This is a genomic window from Micromonospora sp. NPDC004704 (assembly GCF_053601675.1).
On sequence record NZ_JBSGCD010000010.1, the window covers coordinates 39,985 to 53,194 of the forward strand.

General features: G+C 67.3%; 9 protein-coding genes. 5 read left to right on the forward strand and 4 right to left on the reverse strand.

Going from position 1 to position 13,210, the window contains the following annotated elements:
• Positions 1 to 197: 197 nt before the first annotated feature.
• Positions 198 to 2,282 (reverse strand): alpha-L-fucosidase, encoded by a 2,085-nt coding sequence (locus tag ACWEFB_RS16290; RefSeq protein WP_452286142.1) that lies wholly within the window; start codon positions 2,280 to 2,282, stop codon positions 198 to 200.
• Positions 2,283 to 2,697: 415 nt separating this feature from the next.
• Here ACWEFB_RS16290 and ACWEFB_RS16295 point away from each other — a divergent pair, with 415 nt between their 5' ends.
• The 4 genes from ACWEFB_RS16295 to ACWEFB_RS16310 all read left to right on the forward strand — a co-directional run bounded on the left by ACWEFB_RS16295 (position 2,698) and on the right by ACWEFB_RS16310 (position 9,918).
• A complete protein-coding gene (locus ACWEFB_RS16295; protein ID WP_452286144.1) occupies positions 2,698 to 3,684 on the forward strand; it encodes a hypothetical protein in 987 nt (328 codons plus the stop codon).
• A 98-nt stretch (positions 3,685 to 3,782) separates the two neighbouring features.
• Positions 3,783 to 4,709 (forward strand): helix-turn-helix transcriptional regulator, encoded by a 927-nt coding sequence (locus ACWEFB_RS16300; protein ID WP_452286425.1) that lies wholly within the window; start codon positions 3,783 to 3,785, stop codon positions 4,707 to 4,709.
• A gap of 147 nt (positions 4,710 to 4,856) precedes the next feature.
• The gene (locus ACWEFB_RS16305; RefSeq protein ID WP_452286146.1) at positions 4,857 to 5,753 is read left to right on the forward strand and encodes an MBL fold metallo-hydrolase; all 897 of its coding nucleotides are present in this window, start codon (positions 4,857 to 4,859) and stop codon (positions 5,751 to 5,753) included.
• A 370-nt stretch (positions 5,754 to 6,123) separates the two neighbouring features.
• Positions 6,124 to 9,918 carry a rhamnogalacturonan lyase family protein gene (locus ACWEFB_RS16310; protein ID WP_452286427.1) on the forward strand — a complete coding sequence of 1,265 codons (3,795 nt, stop codon included), beginning with the start codon at positions 6,124 to 6,126 and terminating at the stop codon, positions 9,916 to 9,918.
• A gap of 129 nt (positions 9,919 to 10,047) precedes the next feature.
• Here the strand turns inward: ACWEFB_RS16310 and ACWEFB_RS16315 are convergent, their stop codons facing one another.
• The 3 genes from ACWEFB_RS16315 to ACWEFB_RS16325 are packed head-to-tail and all read right to left on the reverse strand — an operon-like array spanning position 10,048 to position 11,875.
• Positions 10,048 to 10,548 (reverse strand): polyketide cyclase, encoded by a 501-nt coding sequence (locus ACWEFB_RS16315; protein ID WP_452286148.1) that lies wholly within the window; start codon positions 10,546 to 10,548, stop codon positions 10,048 to 10,050.
• Complete coding sequence (locus ACWEFB_RS16320; protein WP_452286150.1) at positions 10,538 to 11,284, reverse strand: class I SAM-dependent methyltransferase; 747 nt, start codon at positions 11,282 to 11,284, stop codon at positions 10,538 to 10,540. Before ACWEFB_RS16320 ends, ACWEFB_RS16315 begins: the two co-directional genes overlap by 11 nt.
• A 42-nt stretch (positions 11,285 to 11,326) precedes the next feature.
• A complete protein-coding gene (locus ACWEFB_RS16325; protein WP_452286152.1) occupies positions 11,327 to 11,875 on the reverse strand; it encodes a TetR/AcrR family transcriptional regulator in 549 nt (182 codons plus the stop codon).
• Positions 11,876 to 12,089: 214 nt separating this feature from the next.
• Between ACWEFB_RS16325 and ACWEFB_RS16330 the strand changes: the two genes are divergently transcribed.
• Positions 12,090 to 13,121: a DUF808 domain-containing protein gene (locus ACWEFB_RS16330; protein WP_452286154.1), complete on the forward strand. Its 1,032-nt coding sequence runs from the start codon at positions 12,090 to 12,092 to the stop codon at positions 13,119 to 13,121.
• Positions 13,122 to 13,210: the final 89 nt, after the last annotated feature.

The window sequence follows — 13,210 nt, forward strand, 5'->3', positions numbered from 1 at the left end:
CAGGTCCAGATCGCCTTTCCGGTGATTCTCTCGGGCGGAACCAACGGGCAGACGCCGACCGGGACAGCAGACCTTGTGCACCAGGTCCTGTCTCGCGGAATCTGGTGGTCGGGGGTATGGCCCGCGAGGTCCGGTCGGTCGGTCCCGGTCGCTCCGGCCGTGGGCCGGCGGGGCCTGAACCCCGCCGGCCCACCGCGCTACGAGGCGACTACGTCGAAGCGATCCACGAGCATGTACGTTCCCGATCGTTTGACGCCGCGCAGGGTGTGCGAACCCTGGGGTAGTCCGCGGACGCTGTAGATGACCTGTTGCGCCAAACGGGTGCTGCTGCTCGTGTCGACCGTGGCTCGCAGGACACCGTCGAGGTAGATGTCCACCAGGCCCTGGTCGGAGTAGCGCTCCGACAGGTAGTCGATGCCGGTGCCGTTGAACGTGTAGGTGAAGGACCCGCCGTTGCTGGTCGTGTAGTGCACGTCGTCGTTGTAGTCGCCGAGGCCGCGGCTGCTGCTGACCGCCCAGCCGGTGCTGTAGGTCGCCACGTTGTCGTTGAGCCGCTGGACCGTGCCGGTGCTCGGATAGAGCTGCGACCGGGGCACGATCTGGGCGGGTGTGTTGGGGCTGCTCCAGATGAGCTTCATGTATGCCGAGCCGCCCTGGTCGGTCTGTTCCAGGCGGATGTCGTGACGGCCGGCGGTGAGTGTGACGCTGCCCTGGTCGACGGCTGGTGCGTGGGGCGTGGCGTTGTCGATGACGAGTTGCCCGTCGATCCAGAGCCGGACCGTGTCGTCCGACACGGCGGTGAAGGTGTACCGCTCGGAGTACCGCGCCTCGATCGAGCCGGTCCAGCGGCTGGCGAAGTTGTCGGTGCCGATCGAGGGGGCGGGGGAGCCGCTGAAACGCCATGCGTAGTTGACGGTCGGATCCGTACGGGTGACCGCTGGCGTACCGGTGAATGTGGTGTTGTTCCAGAACTCCGCCTTGAGCCCGGAGCCGGTGCCGACCGCCGCGGGCGTGGGGGTACTGATGTCGGCCTCGATGACGGTGGCGATGGCGTTGGTGGCGCCGCCGCTCGGCAGGAAGTCGTAGCCGTCACCGGCGGCGCGCACACTCACCGGTGAGGCGCTGCCGAGCACCCGTGCACCCGTGACCGTGAACGGCGACCGTTGGCTGAGGTGCAGAGTCGTGGCCCAGTTGTTGACGATGAGATACAGCTTGTTGCCCTTGCGGGTGACCTTGCCCCAGGACGGCTGGGCGACCAGACCCGTGTAGCCGGCGCCGGTGATGGCCGCGCCGTTGGTGGTCATCCAGTTTCCGACGCCGTTCAGGGCACCGGACTGCCCAGCCGTGACCGCCCCGGTGGGGGTAGGACCGATGTTGAGCAGTAGGTTGGCGCCGTTGCTCGTCACGCTGGACAGGTCGCGTACGAGTTGGGTCGGTGACTTGAAGTTGGTGTCCCAGGCCGCGTATCCCCAGGTGTTGTTGATGGTCATGCAGGTTTCCTGCAGTTGTGCCGATGGCGGGGAGCCGGCGAGAGCCTGCTCAGGGGTGCCGTAGTCGCCGTCGACGGGGCGGCGCTTGCCGATCCGGTTGTTGGTGATGATCTGGGGTGAGATGCCGCGTACGAACCGCTCCAGGTCCTCGCCGTTCTGCTCGGACCACGGGTTGGTGGGGTTGGTCTCGGTCCACTCGCCGTCGAACCACAGCAGCGCGGGGTCGTAGTTGGTCACGAGTTCCTGCAGTTGTGCCTTCATCTTGGTGACGTACGCCGGGAAGTTCGCGACAAAATCCGGCTCGTGCCAGTCCCAGATCGAGTAGTAGAAACCGAGTTTGATGCCGTTGGCGGTCGCCGCGTCCTTGAGTTCGCGCAGGAGGTCGCGGGAGAAGCCGGAGTGGTCGCGCAGGTTCCATCGGTTGACGCCGGTGGGCCACATGGCGAACCCGTCGTGGTGCTTGGAGGTGATCACGATGTACTTCTGGCCTGCCTGTTTGGCCATCTGCACGATCGCGTTCGCGTCGAAGGACGCAGGGTTGAAGGTGGCGGCCTTGGCCTCGTAGTCGCTCCACGGGATGTTGCACTGCCGCTTGATCCATTCGACCTCGCGACACGTTCCGTACTGGCCCTGGTAGACGGCGTACGGGCCGAAGTGGATGAACATGCCGAAGCGTGCCTCGTCGAACCAGCGGGTACGTGATCCGCTCAAGGCGTCATCGACGACGTAGTTGTCGCCCGGAGCGGCGGCGGCCGGTGCCGATGGGACGACGACCGTCGCGGCAATCGCCATGAGCAACGACAGTCCTGCTCGGAATGCTGATCGCATGGTGTCCTCTCCTGCGCGCGCGCCATCCACGGTGCCGGGGGCTGCTGGCGGTGGATATTCGAGAGATAGAAATGACTCGATAATGTTCCCGAAACATCGGACGTATGTCAATGACTCGGTCTCGTCGCTCGGGATGGACACCGCCAAACCGTGGGTACCTTGGTGGATTCATCGGACGAGTTTCGAGATTGGGGGCCACCTCGAGCAAAATCCGCCATGCGTGAAGCAACCTGATCGGCTCACGCCCGGTCGTTGATCACCTGGCCGGTCGTCCACTGTGCACGATCAGGTCGACCGGCTAGCGTGCTTGCACGAGGGACCCCGAGGTCGAGCGGATTCCCTGACCGGACCCCTCTCCAACGACCGCAGGGGAGCAAGGATGAAGAAATTCCTCCCGCGCCGGCTCGGGCTTGTGCTCACTCCGGTACTCATCGTCGCGATGGCCGTCGGTACCCCGGCATACGCCGCGCAGGCCGGCGACGCGACCAGCGCAACCATCACGACGAAGCTCGTCCAACACGGCACCGATCTTCCGGCGCGGAACATCTGTGTCTTCGCCACCCCGGTGCTGACCTTCAGTTGGCCGGATCTCTGTCCGGCCCGCAGCGACGCTGACGGCCGTGTTCGGGTTGAGGTGCCGGCGGCCGGTGCGTACAACCTGTTCGTGTTGCCGGACTCGGGCAGCCGGTACGGCGCCCAGTGGGTCGGCCCGGACGGTGGCACAGGATCGCAGAAGACCGCCCGGCGGATCACGCTGGACACCGGCGAGACGAAGCCGGTGCCGAAGATCGAGCTGGATGACCGGGCCACCATCGTCGGGCAACGGCGCCCCGGCCCGGGGCGGCAGATCGTGAACGGCACCGTCGGCATAGTCAGCCCGACCCCGGACAATCAACGGGACCTGCGCTATTCGCCGATCGCCGACGACGGCTCGTTCCGCATCGACTGGCTCGGCCCGTACGAGTGGCCGTTGCTGTTCAAGTCCGACCAGCACCCGTACCAGTGGAGCGGGCAGGTGGGCAACCGGTTGCTTGCCGACCTGGTGCCGGCGACGATCGGCGCAACGGAGCCGTACCTCTTCAGTCTGTCCAGCGGAACATATGTCGGGGTGCGCATCCCGGACGAGCCACCGGGCCCGCTCCGCCTGGTGATGCGTAACGTGGCGACCGGAGAGGCGGTGGCCTTCGGGGAGGACGACGACGCCAACCACCATGTTCGCCCGATGGTCCTCGGCGGTCAGCAGGTCAAGTGGGAGTGTCTCTGCCCGAGCGGCGTCCGGTGGCACGGCGGCACCGACTTCGCCAGTGCGACCCCGGTGGTGATCCACACCATGACACTGCCGTACCTGACCTTCGAAGGACCGTAGGCCCTGGGGGCGCCGCCCCACACCCAGCTCACCACGGACACACGCGGTAGCCGCCAATCGGAATTGGCCAACGTGGCGCGGTGCCTGTCCCTGGCAGGATGTGGTTGGGTCCGGGAACGGTCGCAATACTTCGAGGCGTGGACGCGAAACGACAGCTCGGCGAATTCCTGCAGGCTCGACGCTCTCAGTTGCGGCCGGAGGACATTGGCGTGGCTACCTACGGTGACCGGCGTCGGGTCCGGGGGCTGCGCCGGGAGGAACTGGCTCTGCTGGCCGGAGTCAGCGCTTCGTACTATTCGCGGCTGGAGCAGGGCCAGGCCGTCAACGCCTCGCCCGAAGTGCTGGACGCCCTCGCCCGGGCACTACGGCTCGACGACGCAGAACGCCGCCACCTGCACGAGCTTGCGGTCGGGACCCGCCGCCGGCACCCGACACGTCGCCCGGCAGCGGAGCGGGTCAGCCCGGCCGTACACCAACTGGTCGCGGCGCTGGGTGACGTACCCGTGGTGGTGCTCGGCCGGCGTAGCGACGTGCTGGCCTGGAACACCTCAGGGCATGCCCTGTTCGCCGGCCACCTGGACCCGGACCTCCCGCAACGGCCGGACCAACGTCCCAACATGGCGCGGCTGCTGTTCCTGGACCCGCACACCCGCGAGTTGTACGCGGACTGGTCTGCGAAGGCCCGGGCGGTGGTGGGGACGCTGCGGATGGCCGCCGGGCAGTATCCGGACGACTCGCTGATGTCCGCGCTGGTAGGGGAGCTGGCGGTGAAGAACCCGCAGTTCGCCGCGATGTGGGCCGACCATCGGGTCAAGGCCGGTGGGGACGCCGTCTACGAGATGCGCCACCCGCTGGTCGGTGTCATCTCGGTGACCCAGCAGACCCTGCGGACCGAGGACGGCCAGGCGATCGTTGTCGCCACCACCGAGCCCGGCTCGGCGTCGCACGCGGCGATGACCCTGCTCGTGCACAGCGCCGTCACCACCCGTACCGTCGCGCCACACCCCCTTTCCGTGCGCGAATAGCGCCTTTCCCGCCGGCCGAAACGAGGTGCTCCGAAAGGAGCGCCGGACCCTTCGCGCCCGCAGCGCCGTCCACACCACCGCCGTCGACCCAATATGGCGCTGGCCGTCCTTGCCGCGTCACCGACCCCGTTTCCCCTGGAGAATCCCATGCAAGAGATCAAGCTCGGCGACGTCACCGTTATCCGTGTCGAGGAGACGCACGGCCCGATCATGCCGACCGGTGCCTTCTTTCCCGCCATGCCGGACGAGGCGTGGCGGGCGCACCGTGACCTTCTGGTCCCGGACCATCTCGGCGCCGACGACGGCATGGTGCACGTTGCCATGCAGAGCTGGCTGCTGCGCAGTGAGGGCCGCAACATCCTGATCGACACCGGCGTCGGCAACGACAAGAACCGGCCGGCGGTGCCGCCGTGGCACCAGCAGCAGGTGGCCTACCTGGGACGGCTCGCCGCGGCCGGGGTCAAGCCCGAGGACATCGACCTGGTGGTCAACACGCATCTGCACGTGGACCACGTCGGGTGGAACACCCGGCTCGTCGACGGCCAGTGGCTGCCGACGTTCCCGAACGCCACCTACCTGATGCCCGCCGCCGACTTCCACCACTGGAATCCCGCGAACAACCCCGGCATTCCGGGAAGCGTCAACGAGAACGCGTACGACGACAGCATCGCCCCGGTGCACGCTGCCGGACAGGTGCGACTGTGGGAGGACAGCTACCCGATCGATGGCAATCTGCGGCTGGAAGCCGCGCCGGGGCACACGCCCGGCCACGCTGTGATCAAGCTGAGGTCGGGTGGCGACCGGGCGCTGTTCGCCGGTGACATCGTCCACACCCCGTTGCAGCTGCACCACCACGCCCACAGCAGTTGCTTCTGTGAGGACCCCGCCCAGGCCGCGGTCACCCGACGCCGCCTGCTCGACTGGGCAGCCGAGACCCGGTCGTTGGTACTGCCGGCACACTTCAGCGGCCATTCCGCACTCGAAATCAGCCGGCACGGCGAGTCGTACGCCGTCAAGCGGTGGGGTGCGTTCCCCAGATACTGACCCTTCGTTTCGAGCCCGTCGCCGTCACCCGACGGCGGCGGGCTCCTCGCCGTCGTGCGGTAGCACGGGTGACTCGATGGTCTTCGGATCAGCGCCCTCGGCGAGAGAGGCGAACCGGCGGAACAGCCTCATCATGATCATCTACAGCAGTCCGGACGTCACGTGCAGATCGTGTGAAAGCCGACTAACGCCCAGCTCGCACCGTGTGTGGCGGTCCCGGAGAGGCCCATGATCGCGAACTGAACGTTGGATCTTGCGCGATGGAGCGGGACGGGGCAGGATGCGGGAAAGCGCTTGCCCAACGGAGGGCGATGCGAGATGGAGAACAAAAGTGCGAAAAACACTGCGTAGACTCGTACCCTTGCCCCTGGTGCTGGCCGTGAGCCTGCCCATGTTCGGTATCACCCCTCCGGCGGCGAGCGCTGCCCCCGCGTCCGGTGCGCGGCAGATGGAGTATCTGACCCGTGGCCTGGTTGCCGCCCAGACTGCCGACGGCATCTTCCTGAGCTGGCGCTTCCTGGGCAACGAACCTGACGGCATCTCCTGGAACCTCTACCGCAAAGACGGCAATGCGGACTTCGTGAAGATCACCACGATCGCGCCCCGGGATGTTCAGCCCGAGAGCGACTACGACACGAACCCCGGCATCGTGAAAGAGGACGTCACCCCCTCGAACTACACCGACCCCGACGGCGTTCTCACCTCCATCTACGAGGTCGCCCCGGTCATAAGCGGCGTCGAGGGCGCGAGGCAGGGCATGAGCGTGCCCATGCTGTCAGCCCTGGCCGGCCAGGCAGGCCAGGCCAACCGGGGTGCGGCGAGCTACATCCCGCTCAAGCCCGCCCCGGCACCCGTCCCGCTCGCCCACTTCACCTACCGCAACCAGCGGTTCGGCCCGGGCACCAACATGAACGCGGCCAACATGGTCATCCCGGGCACGGCAAACCAGAACTGGTACGTCGTCGACATGGATCTCCTGCGCGGGTTCCGGGTGGCGTACGGTGACCAGACGACCGTGACCCAGGAGCAGCTCGACGGTTGGGTCGCGAAGCTCAACGAGCACAACACGACCCCCAACGCGCTCGGGGTCGCCACCTACACCACCGCTCGGCCGCTGACGAACTCCCTCGTCAACGGCAAGATCACGGAAGCGCTGTACAAAGAGCTGGAAGCCGAGTTCGTCAAGTACGTGGAGAACCTCGACGCCGGCACCTCGCTTCCCTACGCGAAGACCAGCACCGGCGCGGTCTACACGTCGCAGAGCAGCACCTACTCCACGCACGACATGACCGTGGGTGACTTCGACGGCGACGGCGAGTACGAAATCGTCGTCAAGTGGCGCAGCACCCAGCAGGACCCCATGTACTCCGAGCCGATCTTCGGCGGCAGCAACACCACCACCGCCCCGGAGTACATCGACGTCTACAAGCTGGACGGGACCCTGCTGTTCCGCGTCGACATGGGCTACAACGTGCGGGCGGGCAACGACCACGAGACCACCCTGTTCGCCGAGGACTTCGACGGTGACGGCAAGTCCGAGCTGATGCTCAAGACCGCCCTGGGCACCCGCGTCGGCAACTGGGACGAGGCGTCGCAGTCCGTCGTGTATCCGGACTCGGGCGTCGTGGGCGGCCAGGACGGACTGAACGCCACCACGGACAAGTTCAAGGAGTACTTCACCACCGGCAACACCGGTGCACTCGACACCTACTGGTCGCTCCTGAACAGCTTCGCCATCAGCTACCGCGTCCCGGTGGCCGGAGGCGGCAACGACGGACCCAACGATCCGGCTCTCAAGCGGTGGATCAAGACCTACCACGTTGGCCCGATCGGTCCGGCAAAGGATGACCAGGAGTTCTTCTCGGCATTCAAGTGGGACGCCGGCGCCGCCAAGGGCGTGCTCGTGGACAGCGCCGCGTACCCGTTCCGCTACGAGGGCAGCGTCGACGGTGACAACTGGGCCATGACGCCCGCCACCCAGCGCGGCAACTTCTCGTACCTGGCCTTCCCCGGCCCCGGCGCGGGCAGCGGCCCTGCCGACTACAAGTCGCAGATGATGGCCCCCTCGGAGGCCTACTGGCTGGAACACCCCTGGAAGGCAGCCGTGTGGGGTGACGCGCAGGGCAACCGCGCCAACCGCTACGTCGGTGTCGTGGCAGCTCTGGACGGCAAGCACAACTACGCGGTCTCCCAGCGTGGCTACTACGCCAGGACGACCATGGCCGCCTTCACCATCGTGGACGGCAAGGTCAAACTCCAGGCCAGCTTCGACTCGGCCGACCCGCAGTACTGGTCCCTGGGCGGCAGCGCCTACGACTACCAGAACCGTGGCAACCACCAGACCCAGTCCGGCGACCTCGACGGCGACGGTCGGGACGAGATCGTCATGAAGGCCATGGTTCTCGACCTGAACGCCGACGGCACCAAGATCCTGCCCGAGGTGATCAACGGCGACACCATGCCGACGATCGAGGGGCAGAACAGCGTTCCTCCGGTTGCCAACACCTTCGAGTTCGCCACCGACGCCGTACGGAACAACCCGCTGAACGTCTGGGCCCCGCTCCGCCACGGCGACCGTAGCGCGCTGCTTCCGGTCGACAAGGACAACGAGTTCCGCATGTGGTCCGGCAGCGAGGAAAACCTGCTGGACGACATCCGTACCGGCCACCAGCTCGGGTGGATGCCCGGCCCGGAGGCCCACGACCCGTTGAAGGGTCAGCGGCGCAACGACCAGGGCCAGATCGTCCACGAGAACTCGATGGTCTTCGGCGTGTACGCCGGAACCGACGCCGAGGGCGCCGTGGCCGGCAACTTCTCCAACCGCTGGCCGGGCGCGCAGGGATTCTCGCAGAACGGTGCCCGGAGCATGGTCACCGGCGAGCTCCTGAACGGCAGCAGCAACGTGAGCAGCGGCCAGTACGCCATCTGGTTCGGCGGCGGCCTGACCGCCATGGCCGCGAGCAACGCGACCATCAGCACGGTCAACGACCTGACCTTCGCGACCTCCTCGTATCTCGCGACCGGCCTGACGTCGACCGGCAACAAGAGCACCCCCACCCTCAAGGCCGACCTGATGGGCGACTGGCGCGAGGAGCTCGTGCTCCGCGCCTCGGACAACCGTCTGGCCATCGTCACGACCCTCTCGCCGACGGCGTACGGCATCCGCACGCTGATGCACGACCCGATGTACCGCATGGGGGTTGCGAACAAGAACACCGGTTACGACCAGTTCGGGTTCGCCAGCTTCTACCTGGGCGACGAGGCAAAGCTGCCGGCGATGCGGACCGACATCTCCGTCCCGGCGGGGCCCGACACGACCGCTCCGGCGATCGCGGTGAAGCCGGAGTCGAAGGGTAGGGACGGGGTCTACAGCAACGTCTCCTTCAAGCTGTCCGACGCCGGCAAGGTCGACAAGCTCACCCTGAACGGGGTCGAGAAGAACCTCGCCGACAACACCTACTCCGACCTCAACGGGGTCAAGCCGGGCACGTTCGGCGGCAAGGCGGGCAGCAACGAGCTGAAGGTGTACGACGTGGCAGGCAACGTCACGACGCTGACCTTCGTACTGGATGTCACCAGCCCGACGGTGACGGTGAAGGACGGCGCGACCGAGACGGTCGGCACGCCCGCGGCCGGGTACGAGGTGGCGTCGTTCAAGTTGTCCGACGAGTACAAGGTTGACAAGCTCACCCTGAACGGGGTCGAGAAGGACCTTGCCGACAACACGTACTCCGATCTCAACGGGGTGAAGCCCGGTGTGTTCGGGGCGGTGCTCGGGGCGAACGAGCTGAAGGTGTACGACGTGGCGGGCAACGTCACGACCGTGACCTTCACGCTGGTCGCGCCGAAGCCGGCGGTTCCGGCCTGGGACGCGAAGAAGGCGTACAACAACGGCGACCAGGTGTCCTACAACGGGGCGATCTACATCGCCCAGTGGTGGACGCAGAACGAGAAGCCCGGTAGCACCGCGACTGGCTCGTGGAGCGAGCAGGGCGCCCTCGTCCCCTCGGCCGGCGCCGGCGTCCGGTCCTGGACCGCATCCTGGGTCTACACCGGCGGCGAGACGGTCGCGTACAACGGCCACACCTGGAAGGCCAAGTGGTGGTCCCGGAACCAGCAGCCGGGCGATCCCAACGGTCCGTGGCAGGACCTCGGTACGTACTGACAGGTGACGCCAGGGGAGGGTCGGTCCGCAAGGGCCGGCCCTCCCCGCACGTGATCCGAGATCAGACGATCCGACACCGGCAGGGCCGGAGATGTCATGCCGAGCAGCCGGCGAGCGACGCTCGATCCTTCACCCTGCGTCGCGTTCGGCGAGTTGCTTGAAGGTGAGTAGCTGCCGTCGAGCCATGACCAGGTCCCCGACGGACAACCCGAGCGCGACCACACGGTTCGTCCGCATCACGACCTTGAGCAGCAGACGCGTGGTGTTGTGCCCGTCGGGCACCAGGACGTACGACATGCAGGCGTTCATGATCCTTCCCGTCAGCTGTGTTCCGGGCGCGACCGAGAGGATCCTGCCCCGCTTGCGCCCACCGACACTGGAGAACGCTTCTCCCACCCGAGGCTCGGGGAGGCCGACCAGATGCCGAGGTGAGCGGCGGCCGAGATTGTCGATCCAGTCATAGGAGTACGGCGCCAGCCTTACCTGGGCGACCCACGGCCACACCGCCGGGGCAGGCGCATTCACCCGTACCCCTCGCCATGCCTGCAGTACGGGTGAGACGACGAAGTCGTCGCACGGATAGGCGCGCAAAATCTCGCTCTCGGTGACGCCCCACCGGTCACCGAGCATGTGTCCGCCGTCCAGCCCGACCCAGCACCAGCGTGGTGCGCAGGTCGAGTACGACGATGCCGCCGAAGTCGTCGACCAGCTTGCCGAGGGCTGTCATTCCCCGCTGCTGCTGCTCCGGCGACCGGGACAGGTACGGCCCGAAAGTACGCAGGAGCCCGAGATAGCGTTCCTTGTCAAGTGGCAGATCGCGCCGGTAGACCTCCTTGCGGACGTTGACGAACTGCCCGTGGTCGACGACGTCCTGGTGGACCCAGTCCGCGGGCCGCTCCCCTACGGTGGGGTCGATCCGGTGCAGCGCGGATTGGATCGCCGCCCCTTGGCCGGGATCGGCGTAGTCGTAGCGATTCCCGAAGATTGCCAGTGTGCCGCCCGGCGCGAGTGCTCTGCGCGCGTGCGCGTTGCGGGTGGCCGGGGCCAGCCAGTGCCAAGCCATGGCGCAGGCCAGCAAGCCAACCCCACCGGCGGGTGGCATCCACCGTTCGAAGGTGCTGGCGTGGATGCGAACTTCGGGAAATCGCGCCGCCAGCAACGCCGCCATTCGGGGATCGGGCTCGATGCAGGTCATGGGTGCGCCGATACGATCGAGCACTTCGGTTCCCTTGCCGGTTCCGGCGCCGATCTCGACCACGGACGCTGGCCTGCCGCCGTGGTAGGCGACGATCTCGTCGGCGATCTCGCGCGGATAGCCCGGCCGGACGGTCTGGTACAGATCGGCTACCGGTCCGAAGACGTCCATTGCCCTACTCCTCTCGATACACCACGGGCGGCAGGAGCGGGTTCACGACGTCGCCCTCGCTCCCCGCAGGGAGTCGATCGCGGCCTGGCTGCCCGCGCTCAGATCCATGCCCAACGCCTGCAGCATCACCACCAACGCGCCGAGCGCGAGCGTGCCCCGCAACTCCTGCGGTCCCGCCGTGGACAAGTGCTCGGCCTCGTAGAGAACCCCGGCGATCACCGCCCGGCAGCGCGCGGCAACCGCCTCGTCTGAGCGGGCCGCCGCGCAGGCCTGCAACCACAGGCCGGTGACGACGCCGTCGGCGATCAGCGCCCGGAAGTCGGCGCGCATCGCCGGCAGCGGGTCCTCCGGATTCTCGGCCGCCGCCTGCCGGAACACCTGCCGGACACGGGTCTCCAACTCATCAAGGCAGGCCAGGAACAGGTCGCGTTTGCTGCCGAACAGCCGGAAAACGTACGGCTGTGACACACCCATCCGGTCGGCCACCTTCTGCACCGACGCCGTCGTCAGGCCGTGGTCCGCGAACACCCGCATGCCGATGTCGACCGCGTCCGCGCGTCGCCGGGGTGCCGTACTGCGCTGCGTTTCCATGCTCGCAGCGTTACATTAGTAATCACTTACAAACAAGACCCGGCACTGCGGCATCCCCTGTCGGCCGGAGCGACGACCGGTTCACGATCCGGCGGGCAGCCCGACCGCGTCCAAATTTTCGCCAGTCAATGACCGGCCGGTAACATGCCCCGGGCAGAGACCTGAGCGAGAATGGCCCAGCCCGGACTCTGCTCAACCCTGGAAGGACCATCCCTTGGCCGGTGGACTCGTAGCCCTGCTGGATGACGTGGCGGCGCTGGCTCGCGCCGCTGCCGCGTCGGTCGATGACATCGGGGTGGCCGCCGCCAAGGCCGGCGCCAAGGCCACAGGCGTCGTCGTGGACGACGCCGCCGTCACCCCGCAGTACGTGCGCAACCTGGCTGCCGAGCGCGAGTTGCCGATCATCAAGCGCATTGCCGTGGGGTCGCTGCGCAACAAGTTCCTCATCATCCTGCCGGCGGTGCTGCTGCTCAGCCAGTTCGTGCCCTGGCTGCTCACCCCGATCCTGATGCTCGGCGGCGCCTACCTTTGTTACGAAGGCGCGGAGAAGGTGTGGGCCAAAATCGCCCATCACGATGCCCACGGCGCGGGCGAGGAGACGGCGCAGGACGAGACGACGCTGGTGTCCGGGGCGGTACGCACCGACCTGATCCTCTCGGCCGAGATCATGGTCATCTCCCTCAACGAGGTGATCGAAGAGCCGTTCTGGTCCCGCCTGGCGATCCTCGCTGTCGTCGCCCTCCTCATCACCGTCCTGGTGTACGGCGTTGTGGCCCTGATCGTGAAGATGGACGATGTCGGGCTGCGCCTGTCGCAGCTTTCCGGCGTCGTCGCCAGCTTCGGCCGCGGTCTGGTGAAGGCGATGCCGCTGGTTCTCACCGTGCTGACGGTGGTCGGCACCGCCGCGATGCTCTGGGTGGGCGGACACATCCTGCTGGTCGGCGCGGACGAGCTGGGCCTGCACTTCCTGTACGACGCCGTACACCACGCGGAGGAAGCCGCCGGCGACGCCACGGGCGTTCTCGGCGGGCTCGTCGGCTGGCTCGTCAACACGGTGGCCAGCGCCATCCTCGGGCTGATCGTCGGCGCGCTGGTCGTGGTGGTCATGACCTTCACGTTCCACCGTCGCAAGTCCAAGGCTGTCGCGGCGGTGGACACCACTTCCACTGACGGCACCAGCCCCGCGACGCCGCCCGATGCAGCTCAGCGTCGCGACGCTTCCGCGGACGGGGCGCCTCGCACCTGACCTCAGGACATCCCCCCGACCCGCGACCCGGGTCGGGGGACAGCCGCACGCGGCGTAGCCGGATCAGAATCTGAGCCGGCCGGGCGTGG

Bases quoted from the DNA above. Each gene is read 5' to 3' on its own strand.
- ACWEFB_RS16290 (WP_452286142.1), bottom strand. From the start codon at position 2,282: ATGGCGATTGCCGCGACGGTCGTCGTCCCATCGGCACCGGCCGCCGCC.
- ACWEFB_RS16295 (WP_452286144.1), top strand. From the start codon at position 2,698: ATGAAGAAATTCCTCCCGCGCCGGCTCGGGCTTGTGCTCACTCCGGTA.
- ACWEFB_RS16300 (WP_452286425.1), top strand. From the start codon at position 3,783: ATGTGGTTGGGTCCGGGAACGGTCGCAATACTTCGAGGCGTGGACGCG.
- ACWEFB_RS16305 (WP_452286146.1), top strand. From the start codon at position 4,857: ATGCAAGAGATCAAGCTCGGCGACGTCACCGTTATCCGTGTCGAGGAG.
- ACWEFB_RS16315 (WP_452286148.1), bottom strand. From the start codon at position 10,548: ATGCTCGGTGACCGGTGGGGCGTCACCGAGAGCGAGATTTTGCGCGCC.
- ACWEFB_RS16320 (WP_452286150.1), bottom strand. From the start codon at position 11,284: ATGGACGTCTTCGGACCGGTAGCCGATCTGTACCAGACCGTCCGGCCG.
- ACWEFB_RS16325 (WP_452286152.1), bottom strand. From the start codon at position 11,875: ATGGAAACGCAGCGCAGTACGGCACCCCGGCGACGCGCGGACGCGGTC.